Below are 21,802 nucleotides of genomic sequence, written 5' to 3' on the forward strand. Positions count from 1 at the left end.
TTACTCCTCCTCATATGCATCCCGAAAATCAGCGCCGATTTCGCCGAGAAAGCTCTTTTCCGCGCTCTCGGCGATTTCACGATGGCGTTTCTGATAAAGCTCCCACAGCTTGGCGCCGCGCCCGCCCGACAACAGCGTGCCGATCGCGGAACTCGATTTCAGCTCTTCTTCGATGGCTGCCGGCTCAAAACGGTCGACCATCCGCCGCAGAGCGGCCTGCACGCCGCGCCAGGCGCGTACGTGATGTTGTGCGAGGTCGCGAACCGCATCCGCGATAGCCGCTTCGCCGGCCAGAAATCCGGGGCTGCGTTCGGCGATAAGCGTCACGATAGCGTCGTCGACCGTCGGCAGAAACTTGAGTGGATTGACCTCGGAGGCTCCGACCATTGTCTGCGCAACGCGAGCATTTCCCTTTTCTTCGGCACGCTTGCGTAGCAACTGCATCAATCCTTCCATCATAAGCCGATATTCGCGGCCGAACTTCTCCATCTCGGCGACGGCATCGCGCCCGGGAAAATCGGCTTCCGCGATCCCCATGCCGCGCAGGAATGCGGTGCGAAGCGCCATTTCGGCGTGCTGCCTCGCAGGCGGCTGGCGGGCGGGGCTGGCGGCTGGGCCTGCTCGCATTGGCGGAGGGGCATCTGCCGCTCGCACGGGCACGTCCCAGGGATTGGCCGCTTGCAGTGGTTGGGCGTCGCGCTCGCGCTGACCGGTCGAGCCCGCATCGCGTCCCGGGCTGGGCGCCGCGGCTGGCCCAAAACCGAAGTCGTCATTGAATTCCGGCAGCTTTGCCGTCGGGGGCTCCGTTGAGCCGTTGGGGAACGATCCCGAGTCGAGGCCGGATGGGTCTGTCTGGTTGGGCGCGCGGGCTGGTCCTGCGGTGCCTTTGGATACGGGTGTTGCGATCGGATCGAGGCTGAACGGGTCATCGAAAGCAGGCGAGCTGCGCTGTCTGGAATTGGCCCGTTCGAACGCACCCGGGATCGGCTGCTCGAACGGGTTCGGCAGCCCGGCTGGACGTGGCCGCTGCGGCTCTTCTTCCACGGTGGCTGAAAAGAAATCGTCACGGCCGATGCTGACCGGCGCCCGAGACGCCGGTGGGGAGCGCTCCGGACCTGGCCCTGCGGCTGCTGCTGCTGTGGGTTGGGCACTCGGCGTCTGCAGATCGACATATACGACGTAATCGCCCAGTCTCAGCCGCATGCCATTGCGAAGACGCGTCGACTTGCCGACACCGAGCGGGCTGTCGGAGTCGTCTATGAACAATCCGCTGCTTGACGTATCAGTGACGAAATATCCGTCGCGCCCACCAGTGATCCTGCAATGGGCGCGCGAAACGAACATGTCGGGATCGTCGATCTGCCAGCCGGCATCCGCGCTGCGGCCGATCACCAGTTCCCCTTCGTCAAGCCGGGTCTGCCGTACCGCCTGGGTGCGTGGCCCTTGCTCCAGCGTCAGCAGCAGACTCATGCCGCGACCTCCGCCCCTTCCTGCCGCCAGCCGACTAATGTCCGCAGCCGCATGTCGTCAGCATCGCCCCTTTCAGCGGGCCGCGCAAGCCACGCGGTCCGGGCGAGTTGGACGGTTCCAATACGCGGCGGCGGAACGGCATCGCGCGCCAGCACGATGCGCAGATCGACGTCGAGCGATTCGCCGACCATGTCGCTAACGGCCTGCTTGAACAATTTGAGGCGCTGACCGCCCGGCAGGAACGCCTTGAACTCCTCGTAGTCCAGCGGGCCGACGCGGAGCTCGATCCTGCTTTGACGGTTGAAGACACGCGGACCGATCGTTGCTCCCCGGCCGAGCGCTATGTAGGCTTTGCCTAGGCGTGTCTGGAGCGCGGCTGGTATGGTCATCCAGGCAGCGATGAACTCCCTGATCTGGACCGGCACCTTGAACGCCTCCGCCAGGAACAGCGTCAGCCGCTCGGGGCCGTCGACCTGATTGGCAAGCGAAGCTGCCTGGCGCAGCTTCACGGCGTCCAGTTCGGGATTGTGGGTGCCGGGAAGCCCTATCCCCGCCATGGCTTCGAGCATGGCGCGAACGCGCCCGCCTGCCGCGCGCTCGGCCTGAACCGCCGGATGCGCATCCGCCCAAGCCCTGTAATACAGCGCGATCATCCGGTTCTGAAGAATGTTGACGAAGTCCATGAAGGTTGTGTCGCTGGTCTGCTGCGCATCGGCGCCGGTGAACCAGCGTTGCGACAGGCGATCGAGCACCCAGCGCGTCAAATGCAGGGGCATCGGACCTTCAGGTCCCATCAGACCAATGTTTGCGACCGTAACCCGGGCGGGCGCTTTGTCAGTCGCTTCGCGGAATTCTGCCAAGTCCTTGGCGGAAAAGCTGAGACGGACATGCTGCCCGAGCCGCGAGGGTTCGCGCTCCGGCGGGCCGGAATAGCCGAACAGCCCGCCTCTCCGTTCGAGTCGCCGCAACAGCTCGAAGAAGTCGAACGCATCCGACAGCTCTTCGTACCGGCCAGGCTTGTCTAGATCAGGTAGCGATTGCCGGGCGTCATCGGCCATGGCACATCCTCCTGCTTCTGCAGCAGCCATGTGCGGGTTCGCACAAAGCCGTTTATTCCGGCATGACGGGCAAACAGCCGTGCCAGCAGGGCCGAAAGCAGCAAGGTGCTTTGCCCCGCCAGGACCGATTGATCGACATGCAATGTCACCTCCGTGCCTCGTCCGAAGCACATCGGCCCATCGATCTGCAGCCGCTCGATGACCGACCGGGAGTCGATGCGCACGATCGAGTGCACATTGCGGGCGAGGCTCGGGTCTCCCCTGTCGGCGTAAAGCTCAAGCAGCGCATGCAGCGGCTCGACGCCGCGACCTTCCTTTGCAAGGCTTAGAAAGTTGAGCGCGAGCTGCGCTACAAGCCGCCAGGCGAGATTGTCGGCTCGCGATTCACCCGCGCCCGCCGGCAGCGCTGCGGGGATGGCTGGGCGAGGCGGGCGCAATGCGCCGAGAAGCCGGATCGTTTCGACCGGATCGCCGGCTTCCAGCGTCAAGGTAGGGTTGTCGTCAAGGATCGGCAGATCGCGGTTGGTGCAGAGCGCCACGATGTCGACGCGCTTCAGCGGCCGGTTCGGTGGACTTTCCGCTGGGCGTGAAATCGCCAGGAAAACGTCATCGCCCGTGTATGAAGTGCGGGTGAGGCCATCGCGCCGTTCCTCCTCCGTCGGGCGGCGTGGGCGCCGTTCGGTGGAATAAACCCAGCCGCTGCCGCGGTTCTGTCCCAGGCTGAAGAGTTCCGGGATTGTGGCGTCGCTGCCCTCGCTGTCGGCGTCCTCGACGCGGATAACCCGATAGATTTCGAAGTCCCGCGCTCGCGTGCGGTCGGCATGCAGCACCTGCCGCGTTTTGCGCGGATCGAGCTCGACGACGTTGCACTCGCGTTCGAACAGATTGATGATCGGCGTTGCGAAAAGTTCAAAATCGGCCGCCATCAGATCGGCAAGTTCAGGCGCCGGACGCCTGAAGATGAAGATGATCTCGAGCTCGGCTGTGCATCTGCGCACGATGGGCTGCAACCCCGAAACCCGAGCATAGTGAAAGCGCTCCGGCATCATGAAATGTTCGCGCAGAAGACGATATCCTTCGAAGGTCGGACGTGTACGAGGCATCAGAGCCTCGTCGTCGCTGATGCCGACCATTTCGGGTGCCGGCAACGCCGATATTGGGTTGGTCTTGCCTCCCGGTCGTGCACCAACGGCTGAGCAGGCGCCGAAAATCGCATCGAAAAGCAGCGGTGCCTTGGTGCGCGCGGCAAAGTAGAGATCAAGCCGGTCGAGCGACAGTTCGTCGAGCTTGCCTTTTCCAGTACGGGCCAGCGTGATGCGAAGCGCCGCCTCGCCATCGACACCGCCGATCCGCGTGATGCCGGCTGCCGCCAAGGCGCTGCGATCCTGAAAATACCCGACCGAGGTGATGGCTATCGGCCACAGCGTGATGTCCTGGGCGGTGGTGAACGTGCAACGCGTCGACAGGCCAGGCTGGAGGCTGGAAACCAGCCGCGTGTTGCGCTTGACGACATGCCCCCCAATCATTGTCTGGACCTGCTGGCCGGGTCTGAGGACCACCATGGCCGTTGCCGGCGCCGGCGTGACAAGATCGGGATAGAGAACATCAAGGACGGCTCGCGAGAAGCGCGAGCGTTCCGCATCAACCTTGAGCCGGGTCCGCGCGGCCAAGAAGGCAACACCGTCAAGCAGCCGCTCGACATAGGGGTCCGGACAGGGGACCGTATCGAGTGAAAGGTTGCGTGCCACCGCCGGATGCATGTCGGCAAATTCTGCCGCGAGCGCACGGATATGGGTCAGTTCCTCCTCGTAATATTCTACGAAGACCCGATCCATCTCAGGCTTCCCTAAATTCGGTCCGAGCCAAGCCGTTATCGAGGTTGATCGTGGTGCGCAGGCGCATGCGTTCGGGCGTCGGCGTCATGATCAACACCGCATCTATTTCGATCTTCAGGCCCACGGTTTTGTCGCCAAGGGTTACCGTAACCTTTGTTGCACTGTCCTTGAGACGCGGCTCGAAGGTGGCAAGCACCGAGCGGATCTCGCGCGCCAGGGCCTCGCGATCGAAGTCGCGGGAGGAACGGCCCGAGAAGGAAGGCACGCCGTAATTGACGACGCTGCGACGCACCTCCGGAAAATCGGCGAGCGACGGCGGGTTGTCCGCAGCCTGCTCGGTTTCAAGGTCGGAAAGCAGCGGAATGGCCTCGAAGCGTTCGGTGTTGAACAAAGCCTCGACATCGCGCCGCACAGCCTCCTTGAGCACACGAGCCGACACCACCACGCCGCGGCTTTCGATTTCAGCGCGGTGCTGGCTCTGAAAGGCCAGGCGATGCAGACGCCGCTTCTGGTCGGCCGTCAACTCCGTGTCGGCGTCGATGAGCCGCGCACTAGCCGCAACCAGGTTGTCCAGCCGCTCCGCGCCAAGCTCGTCCTGCAGTGCCTGGCGCAGTCCGTCTATCTCGGAGGTCACGCCCGGCAGATCGTTTACGAGGCGGTCCCACAGAGAGGGCTGGACCGCTTCGCGCTTTGCTCGCGAACTGCCGCTACCCAGCGACTTGTCCGCGCCGGGCCGCCGCGCCTCACTTGCCGACATAGACATCCATTTCGATTTCGTCGTTGTCGTCGTAGACGAACTTTATCTTCTTGTATGCGAAGCTGACCTCTTCCTCGATCAGGTCTTCCTCATCCTCGGCCTGCGACATGTCGTATTCCATGATCGAGGCGTCGGTGAGTGTGACGACCAGGTAATCCTTGGTCTCACCATCAATGGTCCGCCGTGCCGAAAACACGACTTCGTCCAGCGCCTTGTTCTCGAACAGCGCCTTTTTCAGGTAGGGCGAAGACTTGTCATAGTGCTTGGTGAACTTGATCATACCCAAAGACACACGACCGCGGCGCGAGAGCGAATTTGGATCATAGGGTGCGATCATCTTGTAATCGACGCCATGGATCTCGATTTCGTCCTCATGGCCATCTCGAGTGCTTGGACCCTTGATGTCCGGAACCTTTAGAAAGCCATCAATCTTCGTATTTGTGGGCATTGTCTTTCTCCACCGCTTTCAAAAACCAAGATGTTGTTGCTGCAAATCAAGTCTTTACGGACGGAAGTTCCGAAACCAGTCGGAGCGAGGCATTGATACCCTCCAGCTGATAATGCGGGCGCAGATAGAAGCGGGCGTTGTAGTAGCCGGGGCGCCCCTCCACGCTGTCCACCTGAACCTCGGCGGCGGCGAGCGGGCGCTTGGCGCGCGCCTTGTCGTCGGCAAAGGCCGGGTTGGCCAGCACATACCGGTTGATCCATTCGGTCAGCCAGATCTGCATATCGGAGCGCTCCTTGAACGAACCGACCTTGTCGCGCGCGATCGCCTTGAGGTAGTGGGCGAAGCGCGAGACCGGGAAAAGGTAGGGCAGGTTGGCGCTCAGCCGCTCGTTGGCCTGCGCATCGGGGTCGACCAGCCGTCCCGCCCTTGTCTCGTCGTCCTGCAGCGAATGGGCGCCAATAAAGGCGGCGAGATCGGTGTTCTTCCGGTGCAGGATGGGCATCAGGCCGAGCTTGGCCAGCTCCGCCTCGCGCCGGTCGTCGATGGCGACCTCCGTCGGACACTTCATCGCTATCGAGCCATCATCGGTCGGGAAGCTGTGCACTGGCAGGTTGAGGACCGTGCCGCCATTTTCGACGCCGCGGATCTGCGTGCCCCAGCCATAGAGCTTGTGGCTGCGGTTTATATTCACGCCCATCGGGAAGGCGGCGTTCATCCAAACATATTTGTTATGATCGCCATGTACCTCCTCCTCGAAGGTGAAGCCCTTCACCGGAACGGTATCGGTGCCATACGGCAGCCGTGCCAAAACGCGAGGCATGGTCAGGCCGATGTAGCGTGCATCCTCGCTCTCGCGCAGCGACTGCCACGAGGCATAGGCGGGGTTGGAGACGATCTGCTGCAGGTCCTGCGGGTTCGGCAATTCCTGCCAGCTGTCCATGCGGAACAGGCGCGGCGAGGCAGCTGCGATAAAGGGTGTGTGCGCTGAGGCGCAGATGCCGGAGATGTTGCGCAGCAGACCGACGTCGCGCGGGTGGTTGGAGAATTCGTAGGCACCAATCACACAGCCGATCGGCTCGCCGCCAAGCATCGAATACTCGTCCGTGTAGACTTTCTTGAAGATCGGGCTCTGATCCCACATCTGGCCCTCATAATCCTCAAGCGTGTCGGCCAGCTGCTCCTTGGAAATGTTCATCACCCGGATCTTCAGCTTCTGATCGGTCTCGGTATTGTTGACGAGATACCACAGGCCACGCCATGTGCCCTCCATTTCGCGCACTTCCGGCGCGTGCAGGATCTCGTTGACCTGTTCCGACAGCATCTTGTCGATCCCGGCGATCAGCGACTTGATCGACTTGATAGCATTCGACGAGATGGTCGTGGTATCGGAACGCGTCTGCGCTGCAAGTGCGAGATTGCGCACCAATTGCTGCAGCTTTTCGCTGTCGTCCTTCTTGACCTTGAAATCCTTCTCGAGGAGCCCGCTGAATTCTCCAAGATCGATGGTTTCCGCCTCGGCGACGGCGGCGGTTTTTTGCTGTTCGGCCATGGTCATTCCCCTGCCTTGTCGTCCGCCAGCGCCTGGCTGGCGATCTTGCCAAGAAGCGGTTCATTGTTCAGCAGTTGCGCAATGCGCTTTTCGGCATCCACACGCCCGTCCATGAAGCCGAGAAGTTCCTCGAGCTGGCGGCGCATCTTGAGGATTTCGGCCAACTGTGGGACCTGCTCGGCAATCTTGTCCGGCGCGAAGTCGCCCATCTTGGTGAAGGTAAGGTCGAGCGCCAGCTCCTCGTCCCGCTCGGCGCCTTCGGCCTGGGGCAGCGTATTCTTCACGCGGGCTTTCACGCGTGGTCCAAGTGCCTCCATGAAACGCGGGAAACGGTTCGCATCGGTCTCGACAAAGGAGCGGTCCAGTATCGACTTCGACGCTTCCTTGGTCTGCGAAGCGCCTGAAAGGTCCGCCATGACGGCCATGACGAACGGCAGCTCGATTGTCGTTGGACTGCCATAGGTTTCCACGTCGTAGGCGATCTGCACCCGCGGCGCGCGATTTCGTTCGATGACCTTGGCTTTGCTTTCGGCTGGCATTGCTTGCTACCTTTCATCCTTCTGAGCCGTCTTCCTGGCATCGGGAACGCCGGCAAGCAGCCGGAACTCCTTCAGTCCCGACGGGGCGAGATCTTCCATCAGTTCAACAAAATCCATATGCACCATCCGGCGCACACGGCGGGCGAGGTGGGGAATCGGGCTCGACGGTTCGGTCCGGTCATAAAAGGCGACGACGAGGTCCAGGCATTTCACCACGTCGTCGCGCGAAGTAATCCGGTCGGGAAGTCCGGTGCTCGAGTCAGCGTAGCTAGCCACACTTGCCATAGTATCGGCTCCATGACCGTTTCGGGCAGGCATTACCTGTTCTGCCGGCGAAGCGGACGGCTTTACTGCGCCATTCGCCATCGCGCCGGCAGCCGAGTTGCGCTCGAGGGTTGTCAGCAAACGCTGCAGGAACCGTTTTAATTCCGGAATGGTGGTCCCGCCGCTGCCTTCAAGGCGAGCGTTGAGGGCTGTCTCGACGGCTTCCAGTGCCGCGACCGCCGCGCGCGCATCGGTAATGAGCGACTGCATTTCCTCGTTGGCTTGATCCGCCTGTGCCGCGCACCCGGCACGGACACGGTTCAACAATTGTCCATGCGCACTGACAAGCGCTGCCTTTTCGGCCGCGTTCAATCCTGACGCTGCTTCTTGCAGCATGAGGCGGTCGTCGAGCGCAGCTTGTTCCAAATCGCGTCCGCTGATCGGTCCGATCGAGCGTGGCGCAAACAAAGTCATTTGCCGCAGGTTGGCCAACAGCCCGTCCTGACCATTTTGAAGGTCGAGCAGCGCATTGATGCGGCGCAAGGCGGCTTCGCGAGGCGACGTGTTGGGCCGCAGCGCCGGGTGCATGGTTTCCCAATGCTGGTCGAATGTCCGCCCAATAAGCGTCAGACCCTGGGCCAACCCGACCAGTCCATGCTCGTTGGCCAGCGCGCGTGTGACAATTACAATCAGGCGCAGGTCGCGGCCACGCGCGCGCAATTCCTCGGCCTTGGTGAGTACTGCTGGCCAGTCGACGGGAATGGTGCTTTGCGAGACCGGCTTGTTGTTGCCATCATGGACAACCTTGACCTGAGGCTCTGTCAGGCGCTCCAGTTCGTGAAACGCCGGATCGTTACGCAAATCCTCTCCCGACGGATTTTCACCATCGAGCGGAGCAAGCCAGAGTGCGACGTCGATCACACCGATCCCCCAGTCACCGGCCCTGAGGCCGACCTGTCCCTACGTTATCACACGGTTGCGCTTTTCCACAATTCAGCGAGTACGGAAAAAATTAACAAAAGCTAATGCAGCCTTGTCTTGATTGTTGAATCCGCCGGCGTGTTTGCCGGGCCGTGGATCGGGAATGCGTCTCACCTGGGCTGTCAGGCTCGTGGTTGTTTGCGGCCGCGATGCGGCATCTTCGACGAATGATGGGAGCCCGCATAACGGGGCATCGAAACCTTTGTTCATCCCGCACTTTGTCAAGCGGCTGCTTATGTGGCAGGTTATCGACTTGCAGAGTGCAGGAGCACGTTCGATGGAACAGCGCCGGTCATCGCAGAGCTTCAAGCGCAAGGAACTGGTCGGCAAGCTCAACCCTCTAGGGTTGCGCGCCTTCAAGGCAGCGGCTGACAGTGCCAAGCTGCGCGGCAATCCTTACGTCGAACTCGTCCACTTCATCGAGCAGCTGGTGCTCTCCGACCGCTCGGATGTGCAAATGATGATTGCCGATGCAGGACTGGATGCGAGCCGACTTACGGCCGATATGACGCGCGCGGTGGACAAGCTGCCCTATGGCGCAACCTCGATCGAAGAGTTTTCCGACCATATCTTCCACGCCATCCAGGAGGCCTGGAATCTGGCAACACTGGAATTCGGCGTGGAGGAGGTCCGCAGCGCACATGTTCTGCTTGCTTGCCTGAAGACACCGGTGCTGGAAGGCCTGCTGTCGAAGATCAGCGGCGAGTTCGACAAGATCGACGCCGACGCCGTCGTGACGCGCTTCGCCGATGTCACGGAGGGCTCACTCGAAGCCGGCGCTGCGCCAACGGTCACCGCGACAGAGGCCCCGCGGCGGACTCCGGGCGGGGATTCGGCATTGGCCAAATACGCCACCGACCTGACCCAGCGCGCCCGCGATGGAAAGATCGACCCGGTCGTCGGCCGCGATCCTGAGATCAGGCAGATTGTCGACATATTGATGCGACGCCGGCAGAACAATCCGATCCTGACCGGCGAGGCGGGCGTCGGCAAGACTGCAGTCGTGGAGGGTTTTGCTCTGCGCATCGCCAAAGGCGATGTACCGCCCCCACTGCAGGGAGTGAGCGTGCGCATGCTCGACGTCGGATTGATGCAGGCAGGCGCTAGCGTAAAGGGTGAATTCGAAAAACGGCTGAAGGCCGTAATCGACGAAGTTCAATCCTCTGAATCGCCGGTCATCCTCTTCATTGATGAAGCCCACACCCTGATCGGCGCCGGTGGTGCTGCCGGAACCGGCGACGCTGCCAATCTGCTCAAGCCGGCGCTGGCACGCGGCGAGCTTCGCACGATAGCGGCCACGACCTGGGCGGAATACAAGCAGCACATCGAGAAAGACCCGGCACTGACCCGCCGCTTCCAGGTGGTAAAGATTGACGAGCCTTCGGAATCGGTGGCCATCCTCATGTTGCGCGGCGTGGCCGGCGTCCTCGAACAGCACCACAAGGTTCAGATATTGGATGAGGCGATCGACGCGGCGGTCGGCCTGTCACATCGCTACATCCCGGCGCGGCAGCTGCCGGACAAGGCGGTCAGCCTTCTCGACACCGCCTGCGCCCGTGTTGCGGTATCGCAGCACGCCACGCCAGCCGAGGTCGAGGACATCATGCGCCGCCGCCAGGCGCTGGAGGTCGAGCGCGGCATTATCGGCCGCGAGGCTGCAATCGGCATCGAAGTGGCCGAGCGGCAGGCACGGGTCGAGGCTGGGCTTGCCGAGACCGAACGCACGCTCGCAGCCGCGCAGCAGCGCTGGGGGCGCGAAAAGGCGCTGGTGGCCGAGATACTCGAATTGCGTGCAAGGCTGCGCGGCGACGGCGTGCCGCTCGATGCCGTGGAAGGGCACGAGGCCGCCACGGAGACCAAGAGCGGGGAGGTGCCTGAGACCGAACTGTCCAATGCCGAGGCGAAGGTTCCGGCGGCAGGTGGTCCTGCGCCTCCCGATCCGGCTGCCGATCTCGCTCGGCTGCGCGAACTGATGAGCGAACTGGCCGAGGCGCAAGGCGAAACACCGCTGATCCTGCCATCGGTCGACCGCAACGCCGTGGCGGCCGTGGTTCAGGACTGGACGGGCATCCCGACGGGCCGGATGCTGTCGAGTCAGACGGAGAAGGCGCTGCGGCTCGCGGTCACTCTGTCCGAGCGCGTTGTCGGACAGGATCATGCGATGGAGATGATCGCCAAGCGCGTGCAGACCAGCCGCGCCGGTCTCGGCGCTCCGGAAAAGCCAGTGGGTGTATTCCTGCTTTGCGGCCCCTCGGGCGTCGGCAAGACCGAAACCGCTTTGGCACTGGCCGAAACGCTCTACGGCGGAGAGCAGAACCTGATCTCGATCAACATGTCCGAATTCCAGGAGGCGCATACGGTCTCTACCTTGAAGGGCGCGCCCCCCGGCTATGTCGGCTACGGCAAGGGCGGAATTCTCACCGAGGCGGTGCGGCGCAAGCCCTATTCGGTGATCCTTCTCGACGAAGTCGAGAAGGCGCATCCGGACGTGCACGAAATCTTCTTCCAGGTGTTTGATAAAGGGATGATGGACGACAGTGAAGGCAGACGGATCGATTTCAAGAACACGCTGATCCTTCTCACGTCGAATGTCGGCTCCGAAGTCATCATGGACCGCACAAGGAATGGCGCGGTACGGGCAGGGCTCGATGAACTGGACACCGCATTACGCAGCCCGTTGCTGAAGGTCTTCCCAGCGGCCTTTCTCGGCCGGGTGGTGACCATCCCTTACTTTCCGCTTTCCGATTCGATGATCGAAGCGATCACACGTCATCAATTTGCTAAGATTGCTCGCCGGCTGCGTGCAACCAACGACGCGGAATTGGTAATCGGCGACGGTGTCATGGATCTGGTCAAGACCCGCTGCACGGAAATTGAATCGGGCGGCAGGATGATCGACGCAATTCTGACCAACACGCTCCTCCCGGAGTTGAGCCGCGGTGTGCTGAACCGGTCGCTCGCTGGTGAAAAGATGACAAAGGTCACTGTTGGCGCCTCAGGCCAAGGGTTTACCTATTCCTTCGAATAGGAGCGCGAATATTATGGCGGCTCCTTTCCTCGGCTGTGGCGAGCGTTGCGGCAACCAATGTTACCATCAATGCGGCTGCCTGAGCGTGGATGATTTCCTTGCGTGGCGCCCTACAGGTGCGCTCCACAAGGATGCGCTCGATCGCTTGGTTTCGCTAATTTGCCAGTCGATGAGCGGCCCCTAAACGAAAAAGCGACGGAGTGATGCATTCGACAGTGTCAGGCCTAGCCGTTCCAATGTTGCAGCTCCACGCACGCACCAGCTCAAAGCTTGGTTTCTTTCTGAGGAGGCGCGCTGGGATCAGGACAATCAGGATGTGGCAAGTTTTCACACGGAGAGGGCTGGTCACGAACGCCGCCATAGTGTTTCACGAGTTTTGCGAAACAGGAAGGGCGCGGATCACTTCCCTCGCGCAATTTCCTTCGCGAGATCGCCCGTTTCACGAAGCCCTGTCGCTGATCTCGTCAACCAACCGGTTCGTCGCCGAGCGTGCATTTCATAGCTCAAAATCAGACCGAGAGAGCGTACCGCTAGGAGCGAACAAAGCCCGCCGCACCTTTCGGCACGGCGGGCTCTGTTGGGACGATTCCAAGGCTACGCGGCTACCGCGTGCGAACTGCGTTGAGGGCGATTCCATGGGTGTCTTGTTTCAGGGCAAGATTTTTGGCAAGTTCTTCGCGTTTTGGGAGAGGGCAACAACCATGAAATCATTTTGCGTGGGCAGCGTGTCCGTTGCAGCAATGGCGATTTGTATCACCTCATTCGTTTCAACCACCGTCCACGCCGGTTCGATCGCTTACGAAACTGGGTATCAGAAAGCCGCGTATTTGAATTGTTCTCAAACAGTTTACAACGAAGACGCTTTCGGAAAATTTATGGCCCAAGACGATAAATATATAAATACCCGCGATTATAAGCGTGGCTTTGCCGCGTTGGAAGCCGGCCTGAAAAGTGATCACCGCAGCAAAGTGTGCTTCGATGCCGCTCGCGCCAGCAGTTCGTGGACGGACCGCTGACTGGCGTCGCCCGTCCGGACCGACAAGCCTCACCCGCAGTTTCTGCTCATCTTCTTCCATCACAAGGTGTCCACCTATTTTGGTGGACACCTCATGCATCAGAGCACTCAACAGGTGCAGGGAAATTCGCGCTTACGTTCAACGAACTGAGACGCCTCGCTCTACTGACCCCATCATGCGGCGGGCTAACGTCGACCGCGAAGAGAAGCGCGTGACCCGCGGGGCGACATGGTCCGGTCGATTATCAGGAGGAGCTTGACCTCGATGACCCCAATCAGAGAACCCTGCTAGACGAGATCAGGTGGGAGCGGCGGGACAGCTCCGTGACAAACAGAGTCGGGGCTCCTCATTGAAGAGCCGCAGCTTCGGTCTGTTCTTATCATGCGCCTTTTTTGCCCTGAGCATTTGAGACGTCGCGTCGGAGCCTTTCCGGTCCACTGGGCCGTATACGCGCTAGCGCGCTCAGCTTTAGCTCCGACTCCAGCCCTGGAAAGCCAGCCAGCGTATAGGCCGCGGCCATCGAGCCAAACCGCTTTTTGAACACACGGTATATGGGCAGAGCGGAGTCCGCATTAATCAGCGACAATGTGAGGTGCCCGTGAGCGGCGCGCAGCCGCCGAAATCCGTCTAGAAGCTCTTCGTTCGAGTACTTTCGCAGAGCTCCCCGCCGATCCGGTACGTAGCCGACCGCCGCATAGACCGCCTTCAAGCTGCCGAAAAGCCGGATATAGCACTGTCCTGACGCAGTATACGGACAAGCATTGATCACGGTGAGGCTGAGTCGTTTCTTCTCTTTCAATAGCCGCTTCAGATTCTTGAGCATTTCGGGCTTTGTATAGGTGTATCCGCGTTTTCCCCTTGCGAGTTGCGCCCTCCGGAATATTTGAACCGTTACAATGGGCTCCATGACCCGGATTCGGACCCATTTATCGGGAGTGTTTGGCTTTGATTGGCTGCTCATACTATGCGACGTTCGGTTGTAGACATAGTAGCCTATCATCAACTCGCTTTTGAGAAGAGATGCGACGCGCCCGGTCGTCCACACATAGCCGTATGTGGAGGGCACTCCTTCCTTGTTCAGACGAACCGATATGCCGGCCATGCTCTGCCCTTCAACAACAAACATGTTGAAGATGCGCCTCACAAGCTCGATTTCGTTTGGCGGGCCGGGCACAAGGAGAACGCGGTCGCCAGCGAGCCCTTTCTGTTCTCCAGGGCCGAGAAGGCATCTGGGCTCGCCATCTTTATCCAGCAACAGTCGCCTGACGCCGTAGGGCACAGGTCCGCCCTGGCTGAATCCGAGACGAGCCTGCTGCAGGTGCGCTCTGGACACCTTTGCGGATAGCTCGCGGCTGTACTCGCTTGCCATCACCCGTTTCATATTCTTGAGGATCGCAGAGACCATGCTGCCGTCGTTCTCGAATTGTTCGCCGCAATATTCCACCGCGACGCCTGCATCACGACAGAGAAACTCGTAATGAGCGGATTGGTCCGTATCCGGAAAGCGGCCCCAGCGGCTGACGTCAAGGACGAGAATTGCCGAGAAAGTCGTTTGGCCAGTGACGACATCGGCTAGTAACTGCTTCAGTCCGTCGCGACCTCTTATGCTCAGGCCGCTTTTACCAGCGTCTTCGTAGGTTTGGACGATAGTGTATCCACGCCGCTCCGCGTACTCCGTAATGGCCATCGCCTGGTTCTCCAGCGAATAGCGTTGATGTTCAGTGGACATACGAATGTACTGTGCCGCACGGATAGGGCGCGCTGTCTGCAACTCGAAAGCCATGGGGGTTCTCCTTGGATTTGAACAAGCCCAGAGACACCAAATGTCTTTCAGAACTCTGTCGCATTCGGTAAATTCCCATTCGGCCACGAAATTGGGCGCGCAGATCTCCTAGCAAATGGATGATTGGACAGCGCAAGTTAGCGACCTAGTGTCTTGCGGTCGCAATCCGGATTGCCGGCCGGTCCTCAGCCTTGAATGCAGGTAGGCAAGTAGCTTTGCCGGCGCCAGCGGCCTGACAAAATTTTCGTCGATTCCTGACTTCAGGAGCGCGTAATGCTGGGTCTCGGCACCGGGCGCGATCAAAGCGACCACGGGGGGTGCGGGCATCCTGCGTGAGCCGGCTACAGCTCTGCACCATGTCGTTGTCCGGCCGGCAGTCCAGCACCAGTGCGTGGACCGGCGTTTCAGTAGTCATGTGGAGGATTTCATCGACGTTGCTCGCCAGCGCACTGGTAAAGCCGTCCACCGCAAGGATATGGCTGAGGATCAGATAGAATTCTGCGTCATGTGAGCATATCACGATCAATGGCTTCATGGCAGGCAGAGAAGCCGATGGTTTGCGGTCACTAGAAAAGGCGGAGCGAGGAAAATTGAAGTACGAATGGGCGGACAATCCTCACCTGTTTATACCAGTAACAGCCTGCGTCGTTGTATTGGCGCTGAGCTTCGCAGCTATGTTCATCTCACTCGCAAGCATAATTCTGCGAACAGGTTTCTATGGTTCAATTGATGAACACAACCTTCCTTGAAGCGAGTGAACGGGAAACCGGGATCCCAGGCTTCATGCTCAATTTTGGTCACCCCGCTTCCAAAAGGCGCGTCGTACAATAGCATATGGCGCTATCGTCTTTATCGGCACCTTCGGTGTGATGGCGCTTATTTTGATTGTTTTCGGTCACCCATCCCAACCGGAATTTCAAACTGACCCACTACCCGCCGCCGTGGTGCTTGTCGGCACCTCCACCGGCTTTTTCGAGTTCCAGACCTTCTCGCATCCTATTGCCGGAATTGCCTAGCGTCGCTCCCTGCTTGGAGACCCCTCCGGTCGCTCTTGACGTGAGCTGATCCTGAGCGGCATTGCGTCGTCGTTGCGGGTGAGCATCGCTGCCGAAACCGGACATCCGGCCTTTCATTAGGCGCAATAACTTTGAAACAAATCCTGCTGGCAGGCGTTCCAGCATAGCGGGCGGGTTTCCGGAGGACCCAATGCCCGACGATTATAATGACATCGTCATCCCCCAAGACCACGACGCATCGCCACTTCGGGAGGAGGAGTATTTCGTCGTCTGCCCGGCGTGCGGCCAGGCGTTCGACATCAGGTGTATGGCAGAGGCGCTTCATCACAACGAGCTGGGCCATCAGCCCTACGACCTCGACTCGTAGTCGGCGGTTTTCGAGGACCGAACGTCGAGCCTGATCGAGACCAATATCAAGCGTAAGTTCTGGCTCATCTGCCGGCGTTGCCGACTGGTCAGCTTACAACGAATCCCTGTCGCGAGGGCGTAGCTTTGCCGGCACGCTGTGTCGTGACAGACACCTTGCAGGCTTTCAGCGACGACTTTATTGCCGTTGTGGTTGTTGTCGATGTGGCCGTGGCGCCGTCACCGACCGGTTGTTAACCCAGGGGAGGGCGCTTACTCCACCGCAACCATGTCGTCCAGTTCCGTCGCGACGCACCGAAGCAGACTTTTTGCGGGCATCGGTGGCGGGACGAACATGTGATCTCCATAATGGATACGAGCCGGCGCGCCCATCGCGTCTGACCGGCGACCAACCGCTCGCTGCAGAGAAAGTTCACGTCGAGCGGGATGCCCCGCGCCGACACCGGCTGTTGTCTCGCCGGAGCGTTAACCCGTTGAAGTCCGGCCATGCTTTCTCAGCCGAGTGATCGCCGACTTGTCGACAGTAATCACCCCGCCGCAGTCAATGCGCACAGTGAGTTTGTTCCCTCCGCAATCGATGCGGGTGACGTCCCCAACAAGAACCACTCGGTCGCCGGCGCGGACTTTGGGTGGCGGATCAATCGTATAAGGATGGTCATACGAAGGAATGCTCACCCTGGCGCGCCCGCTGGGGAGAATCGCGATGACGATACCTGCTAGCGCAACCTCATCGCCGACCTCAAATTCACGGGGCATGTTAACGTGCAGCATGGTGTTCCTCCCGATGCTTTCCTAATTCACGCTTTGCTAAATTAATGCCCGGCCAACCAGGTTGGTTGCTTGCAATCGACTTCGTACGGTTCCGCACAATTCCAGCTGGGGTATGCAACTCCCAGTTGGCCTCGGATCGGCCTTGTGTGCGTCAATTCTACAGAAATGGTTTTAACATTTCAGCGATGACCTTGGCGCCCGCCCAACCACGTGTTAGCGAAGCGACGGACTTCCTCTCGGTCCGGCGATGGCCATAAAATGGCTGGTTCGCGTTCAGGCACGTGGCTCCGGCAAGTTCGAGGAACGCCGACGCCAGAAACAGGTATCGCCTGCTGTTCCCAAAGTGACGGCTCCCTCGGAGCGGAAGTTGAACACCGGCCCACCGTTAGGTCCGGCTTCCAAACGACATAAAAGCCGCTCGACGGCTTTGCCTGCCACCCTGGCTATTGGAGCCGGCCCGTCAATGCGGGTGTCGTGCGCCTAAGCGCGAGTCAAATTCGTTTTCAGCTCGGGATATCAAGGCCAGCGGCGCTATCATCCGGTAATATTCAGCCAGGCCATATGTTGTTTGCTATCGTTGCACATGGGAGGCTCCGATCGGGGGACATTTCAATCACAATGGCAACCGGACAGACGCTGGAAGCGCCGAGCCTGAAAGGCTAGAACGATGGCACAAGCTGTGCCCTTCTTCGCGCCAGGCTTCGAGCTTTTTGGCGAGCGATCCTGAGCTCGGGCAGCGTTGGCTGCCACCAGCCTCGTTGCCGTTCCGTTAACCCGGCAGCACGCCGAGCGGGCCATGTTCTAATCAATTCAGCCAACGTGGCCGGACGCCATCTGCCCCAGAAATGGTCGACCTTCGCCTCGATCAAATGCGGATAGAACGCTGCTAACTCCGAGGCGTCGACGAGTTCACCCGAAATCTCGGTGAAGACGACGATGCCGTATTGCTCCGTCGCCACGGTAAGGCCAAGCCGGGGTAAATCGTCAGCAGGCAATGGATAGCGACGTCGCCTGCGTTCGGCATACTGCAATCTAGCGACTTTATATTCCTCGGAGTCTTTGGACGCTTCCCGTCGCCGTTTCCTCTCCTCCGGTTCTGCGCGGCCTGCCGCCCTTTCGATGCTTGGCCAATGGCGCCTCAACTCCTCGTAAGAACGGAAAGGCACCCTCCAGGCCCGCAGTTCGTCGTCCCAGCTCGCCCATGGAACGGCTCGCAGTTCCTCGAGGACCGTCCGCGAATATGGCGTGCGGATGCGCAGGTCGTCCGCGATTTCCAGATACCGGCTCGACAGGGGATCGAAGGCGAAGGCATCCCGTCCCTTGCTGTCATCGTGTGCTCCTCGTAGATCCGCCTCTTGCGCAAGCCAGCGCTGGATCCGCCGCGCTGCAGTCTTTCCCGGCACGAACCAGCTTTTGCGCTCGTCACTCCACCTGGCGCGCGGGAATGTCTGTCGAAACCGCTCAACCGCCGCGCGATCGTACGGAAAGCGCGCTTCGGCACCAGGAGCTGTCTGCGGTGCAGCAGGGACGTCGGATTTTTCCATCAGATTGCGAAGCACAACACTGCTCCCAAAGAACGCGGTGCAGGTCATTTGGGTCCGAAAACACCAGGACGTTCGGTCAGAGCCGCAAGGGGAAGCCAATGAGGCGATCGGTGAAACTGCTCAACGCCCTGGCGTGGCGAAACCTTCGCCGCGCCGGACCGTTTATTCTGCTCCAGGAGAGGTCCACTCATGCCCAGACGAGATGCAAAAAACCCAACCGCCAGAGGGCCAACGAGCCCTCGTTCGCGTCCCCTGAAAGGCGAGGAGACGGAAGTGAACCACATCGTCGAAACGCAAAGTGTGTCGCCAGCCCAGGCGCGAGAGCTTGTACGGCGCCACGGAAACGATTGGCGTAAGATCGATGAAGCCGCCAAGTCCTATAAGGACGACAGCTAAGCACTTCCAAGCCGGGCGAAGGGAGCTTTGTCACGGCAACCGGCGGAGTTGCAAAATCGAGCGGATCGGCTTGGGTGCCGAATGATCACCATCGCAACCTTCAACGCAAAACGGCGTGGCAGCGATCTGGTCCGGGTTCATGTTGCTCTTCTTGAGCAGACGCGCGGCCCTCTACACGTAGGGCTGAAAATAGGCAGATGGTTCCGCCGGAGCTAACCTCAGACGCAGCCCAAGCGCAAGTTCGGGCCGGTGGCACAACTTCGCGCTTCCACCAGTGAAGGATCGCCGTCGCTCACTTTCCAACGGGGCTCGGCGCCCTCGCGCCAGAAATGAAGTTCGAGGCGATCTTTGCCCAGGCGCAAGTCGTTCAAGGTGAGTTCGTCTATCCAGTCGGGCAGCCTGGGATCGATGTACAGCTTGCCATTTGGAGCGTCGGGCTGAAAGCCGATGATCGCCTGCAGAAGCGAAAAACAGGATCCGGCCGCCCATGCCTGCGGAACGTTCGCTCCCTTATATTGCACGGGGAAAGTCGTGGGCGTTCGCGGCAACCCGGCGAACAGCTCTGGCATTCGATGTTGCATGAAGTAGATTGCGGCGCTGCTCACGTCGCGAGAAAGGCGACATGCTTCCGCAAAAAAGCCATAGCGCCGGAAGCCGAGCGCGATCAGCCCGTTGTCATGCGGCCAGACGGAGCCGCGTTGATAGGAATGTGGATTGTAGGCCGGGTGATCGGCCGAAAGTGTCCGTATTCCCCAACCGCTCCACATATCCGGCCTCATCAGCCGATGCACCACCCTGGCGGCTCGGTCGGGTGGGACAATTCCCGACCAAAGACAGTGACCGGGGTTGGAAGCCACGCTCAGCACCGGCTTCTTGTCGCCATCCAACGCGAATGCATAGAAGCCGGATGCCTCGTCCCAGAAGACCTGGTTGAATCGGTCGAACAAGCTCTTGGCTTTGAGGCGAAGCTGCCCGGCACGATCGCCATCGCCTCTGGCATCGAAGATTTCAGCCATGCGCTGCCAAGCATCATAGACATAGCCTTGCAATTCGCACAGCGCCTTGGGTCCCTTCACCAGGGTGCCATCGGGATAAACCAAAGCGTCACCGGCGTCTTTCCAGCTCTGGTTCTCGTACCCCGCAGCCGAGCGGGTTTCGTATTCCTGGAAACCGTCGCCGTCACGGTCCCCATACTGGTCAATCCAATCCAGGCAGTTCTCGGCCGTTGCGATGTGTCGTTCGAGCAGGCCCGCGTCGCCGGTGCAACGCCAAGTGTTGTGGAGCACGATAAGATACAGAGGCGTAGCATCGGCCGTGCCGTAATACGGCGTATGGGGGATCAAATTGAAATGGGCGAGTTCGCCGGTGCGAAGCTCATGCATTATCTTTCCTGGTTCCGCATCGCGGAAGTCGTCGCGTTCGGTGGCCTGAAATCGCCCCAAAACGTCCAAGGCGCCGCGCGAAAAATCTGGGTAGATCAAGCCATTCTGCAGAGAGACTATCAGGCTGTCGCGACCGAACAGGCTTATGAACCAGGGCAGTCCGGCGGCTGGCACGTATTCCAGTTCGTCCGTTCCCTCGATCGGCAGCCGCAGCGCGGCCATGTCTTCGACCGCCTGATGGTAGAAGCGGTGAAATTCGCCATTGGAACAGTTGAACTTCAAGGCGCTGCGTTGCCATCCGGCGAGGCGTTTTGCAGTTTTCGACTCGAGGCATTTGTCAATGCAGACTCGGGGCGCGCGATAGATTGTCTCGCCATTGCCAAAGTCATAGAGAAGGCAAGCATGCCATTTCGCGCCCGGTTCGAGCTTGATATCGAAGCTGATCCGGCCATTGGCATAGACGGGCTTTGAGGCCATCCGGCGGACCTTGACAATGACGTCTCGCTTGAAGTCTCGATTCACGTAGGAGGTACGAAGGCTCGCCGCTCTGGACAGCCATTCCGTGGTAATACGTCCGCGGCGGACGATCGCGTCGGCCTTGACTTCGAAAAGATCGGCAAAGTCGCTGCGCATGGCAACTTCCAAATTGAAGCGCACTGACATTTGCCCGTGGTTTACGAGTTCAAGATCCTCATGCAGCCCCCCATCCAAGGCGCGGCCGATTACCAGCCCCAGGCTGCCTGCTGGCACATGGTTCGTTTCCGTCGCGAACCCCTGATTGACCAGATAGATCTTGGCGGCGAAGTAGGCGATGTTTCCGGAATTGAGGAGGTCCCATGCTTGCCCATTGGCAAAGATCTGCCAGCTGGATATCAGGCGTGTGTCAGACGCATATAAGCCATTATAAGTGGGCCAGGCGATCTGGCCATCCGGTTCGGTGACAAGGAAGCTGCGTCCCTGGTTAATCGCCAGGCGCGGCGGTCCGACTGTGATCTCCAGCGTCATTGGTTCAACCGTCACCCGACCGATTTGCATCCATCGGAACAGATTGAACAGCCAATGTCGGCCGCCGCCGCCATCTTCGGCCACGAGAACTCACGTCTGCCTTGAACGCCTGCCCCCAGATTGTCCCGAAATCATGTACCAGGCAGGCGAACAACGACCCGGTCATCGATGAGCTCGAACAATCTGACCTTCGAGCACATACCCGCGAACAGAGGCGGACAGAATTGTCAAGCCTGCTCTGGCGAGCACATCCTCCAGCTGACCCAAAACGAGGCGCGGCGGGCCTCACCTCATTCATCACCAGCAGCTGGGTGAAACTGTGAGCCCCCGGCCATTGCGCACGTCTGCTGCTCGCCACCAGGATAGAGCCGGCGATCTGGCATCCTCCAACGCGCGAGCCGGAGAAAGATGGACACGTTCTGGCGAGGCCCGGCGACACTGCAATTTGGTCGCTGCGACGGCACGCGTCCATCCGGAGTTGTCCTCGACCGTCTTTCATCAAAATAGTCGCCGGCTTCAGGTGCTTGCGGGCGCCAACCTGCGACGTGCCTTCAGATCAAACTGGTGTATTCTCGGCGACTGTCAACGAGGAGA

Annotated in this window: 16 protein-coding genes; 4 read left to right on the plus strand and 12 right to left on the minus strand. The window is 60.1% G+C overall.

Going from position 1 to position 21,802, the window contains the following annotated elements:
* From tagH to tssA, 8 genes are read right to left on the minus strand one after another with little or no spacing between them, the layout of a single operon-like run.
* A complete protein-coding gene (gene tagH / locus NKJ84_RS20975; RefSeq protein ID WP_352508036.1) occupies nucleotides 1–1,470 on the minus strand; it encodes a type VI secretion system-associated FHA domain protein TagH in 1,470 nt (489 codons plus the stop codon).
* Complete coding sequence (gene tssG, locus NKJ84_RS20980) at nucleotides 1,467–2,528, minus strand: type VI secretion system baseplate subunit TssG (protein ID WP_352508037.1); 1,062 nt, start codon at nucleotides 2,526–2,528, stop codon at nucleotides 1,467–1,469. The genes tagH and tssG overlap by 4 nt, the downstream gene beginning before the upstream one ends.
* Nucleotides 2,492–4,363, minus strand: coding sequence for a type VI secretion system baseplate subunit TssF (gene tssF / locus NKJ84_RS20985; protein WP_352508038.1), 1,872 nt, complete (start codon nucleotides 4,361–4,363; stop codon nucleotides 2,492–2,494). Before tssF ends, tssG begins: the two co-directional genes overlap by 37 nt.
* Before the next feature lies 1 nt (nucleotide 4,364).
* Nucleotides 4,365–5,120: a type VI secretion system baseplate subunit TssE gene (tssE, locus tag NKJ84_RS20990; protein WP_352508053.1), complete on the minus strand. Its 756-nt coding sequence runs from the start codon at nucleotides 5,118–5,120 to the stop codon at nucleotides 4,365–4,367.
* Nucleotides 5,107–5,568, minus strand: coding sequence for an Hcp family type VI secretion system effector (locus NKJ84_RS20995; protein ID WP_023678576.1), 462 nt, complete (start codon nucleotides 5,566–5,568; stop codon nucleotides 5,107–5,109). The genes tssE and NKJ84_RS20995 overlap by 14 nt, the downstream gene beginning before the upstream one ends.
* A 46-nt stretch (nucleotides 5,569–5,614) precedes the next feature.
* On the minus strand, nucleotides 5,615–7,117 hold the full coding sequence (gene tssC, locus NKJ84_RS21000) for a type VI secretion system contractile sheath large subunit (protein ID WP_023720342.1): 1,503 nt from the start codon (nucleotides 7,115–7,117) through the stop codon (nucleotides 5,615–5,617).
* A 2-nt stretch (nucleotides 7,118–7,119) separates the two neighbouring features.
* Nucleotides 7,120–7,656, minus strand: coding sequence for a type VI secretion system contractile sheath small subunit (gene tssB, locus NKJ84_RS21005; protein ID WP_352508039.1), 537 nt, complete (start codon nucleotides 7,654–7,656; stop codon nucleotides 7,120–7,122).
* Between the two features lie 6 nt (nucleotides 7,657–7,662).
* Nucleotides 7,663–8,841 (minus strand): type VI secretion system protein TssA, encoded by a 1,179-nt coding sequence (tssA, locus tag NKJ84_RS21010; RefSeq protein ID WP_352508040.1) that lies wholly within the window; start codon nucleotides 8,839–8,841, stop codon nucleotides 7,663–7,665.
* A gap of 337 nt (nucleotides 8,842–9,178) precedes the next feature.
* Between tssA and tssH the strand changes: the two genes are divergently transcribed.
* Nucleotides 9,179–11,929 (plus strand): type VI secretion system ATPase TssH, encoded by a 2,751-nt coding sequence (gene tssH / locus NKJ84_RS21015; protein WP_352508041.1) that lies wholly within the window; start codon nucleotides 9,179–9,181, stop codon nucleotides 11,927–11,929.
* Between the two features lie 635 nt (nucleotides 11,930–12,564).
* Nucleotides 12,565–12,945, plus strand: coding sequence for a hypothetical protein (locus NKJ84_RS21020; protein WP_352479406.1), 381 nt, complete (start codon nucleotides 12,565–12,567; stop codon nucleotides 12,943–12,945).
* A gap of 379 nt (nucleotides 12,946–13,324) precedes the next feature.
* Here NKJ84_RS21020 and NKJ84_RS21025 read toward each other — a convergent pair whose 3' ends face one another.
* A complete protein-coding gene (locus NKJ84_RS21025) occupies nucleotides 13,325–14,728 on the minus strand; it encodes a recombinase family protein (protein ID WP_352508042.1) in 1,404 nt (467 codons plus the stop codon).
* Nucleotides 14,729–15,597: 869 nt separating this feature from the next.
* Here NKJ84_RS21025 and NKJ84_RS21030 point away from each other — a divergent pair.
* Together NKJ84_RS21030 and NKJ84_RS21035 are read left to right on the plus strand one after the other, a co-directional pair.
* Entirely contained in the window at nucleotides 15,598–15,744 is a 147-nt protein-coding gene (locus NKJ84_RS21030) for a hypothetical protein (protein ID WP_352508043.1), read from the plus strand.
* A gap of 190 nt (nucleotides 15,745–15,934) precedes the next feature.
* Nucleotides 15,935–16,111: a hypothetical protein gene (locus NKJ84_RS21035; RefSeq protein WP_352508044.1), complete on the plus strand. Its 177-nt coding sequence runs from the start codon at nucleotides 15,935–15,937 to the stop codon at nucleotides 16,109–16,111.
* A 464-nt stretch (nucleotides 16,112–16,575) separates the two neighbouring features.
* On the opposite strand, the gene NKJ84_RS21040 is transcribed toward NKJ84_RS21035, so the two are convergent.
* From NKJ84_RS21040 to NKJ84_RS21050, 3 genes are all read right to left on the minus strand, one after another.
* Nucleotides 16,576–16,881, minus strand: a complete 306-nt coding sequence (locus NKJ84_RS21040) for a hypothetical protein (protein ID WP_352508045.1) — start codon at nucleotides 16,879–16,881, stop codon at nucleotides 16,576–16,578.
* A gap of 659 nt (nucleotides 16,882–17,540) precedes the next feature.
* Nucleotides 17,541–18,425 (minus strand): hypothetical protein, encoded by an 885-nt coding sequence (locus NKJ84_RS21045; RefSeq protein ID WP_352508054.1) that lies wholly within the window; start codon nucleotides 18,423–18,425, stop codon nucleotides 17,541–17,543.
* Between the two features lie 614 nt (nucleotides 18,426–19,039).
* A complete protein-coding gene (locus NKJ84_RS21050) occupies nucleotides 19,040–21,292 on the minus strand; it encodes an amylo-alpha-1,6-glucosidase (protein WP_352508046.1) in 2,253 nt (750 codons plus the stop codon).
* Between the last annotated feature and the right edge of the window lie 510 nt (nucleotides 21,293–21,802).

It is taken from the genome of Mesorhizobium sp. M0048, from assembly GCF_040323405.1.
Classification (GTDB): domain Bacteria; phylum Pseudomonadota; class Alphaproteobacteria; order Rhizobiales; family Rhizobiaceae; genus Mesorhizobium.

Bases quoted from the DNA above. Each gene is read 5' to 3' on its own strand.
- tagH (WP_352508036.1), bottom strand. From the start codon at position 1,470: ATGAGTCTGCTGCTGACGCTGGAGCAAGGGCCACGCACCCAGGCGGTA.
- tssG (WP_352508037.1), bottom strand. From the start codon at position 2,528: ATGGCCGATGACGCCCGGCAATCGCTACCTGATCTAGACAAGCCTGGC.
- tssF (WP_352508038.1), bottom strand. From the start codon at position 4,363: ATGGATCGGGTCTTCGTAGAATATTACGAGGAGGAACTGACCCATATC.
- tssE (WP_352508053.1), bottom strand. From the start codon at position 5,120: ATGTCGGCAAGTGAGGCGCGGCGGCCCGGCGCGGACAAGTCGCTGGGT.
- NKJ84_RS20995 (WP_023678576.1), bottom strand. From the start codon at position 5,568: ATGCCCACAAATACGAAGATTGATGGCTTTCTAAAGGTTCCGGACATC.
- tssC (WP_023720342.1), bottom strand. From the start codon at position 7,117: ATGGCCGAACAGCAAAAAACCGCCGCCGTCGCCGAGGCGGAAACCATC.
- tssB (WP_352508039.1), bottom strand. From the start codon at position 7,656: ATGCCAGCCGAAAGCAAAGCCAAGGTCATCGAACGAAATCGCGCGCCG.
- tssH (WP_352508041.1), top strand. From the start codon at position 9,179: ATGGAACAGCGCCGGTCATCGCAGAGCTTCAAGCGCAAGGAACTGGTC.
- NKJ84_RS21020 (WP_352479406.1), top strand. From the start codon at position 12,565: ATGGGTGTCTTGTTTCAGGGCAAGATTTTTGGCAAGTTCTTCGCGTTT.
- NKJ84_RS21025 (WP_352508042.1), bottom strand. From the start codon at position 14,728: ATGGCTTTCGAGTTGCAGACAGCGCGCCCTATCCGTGCGGCACAGTAC.
- NKJ84_RS21030 (WP_352508043.1), top strand. From the start codon at position 15,598: ATGGCGCTTATTTTGATTGTTTTCGGTCACCCATCCCAACCGGAATTT.
- NKJ84_RS21035 (WP_352508044.1), top strand. From the start codon at position 15,935: ATGCCCGACGATTATAATGACATCGTCATCCCCCAAGACCACGACGCA.
- NKJ84_RS21040 (WP_352508045.1), bottom strand. From the start codon at position 16,881: ATGCTGCACGTTAACATGCCCCGTGAATTTGAGGTCGGCGATGAGGTT.
- NKJ84_RS21045 (WP_352508054.1), bottom strand. From the start codon at position 18,425: ATGGAAAAATCCGACGTCCCTGCTGCACCGCAGACAGCTCCTGGTGCC.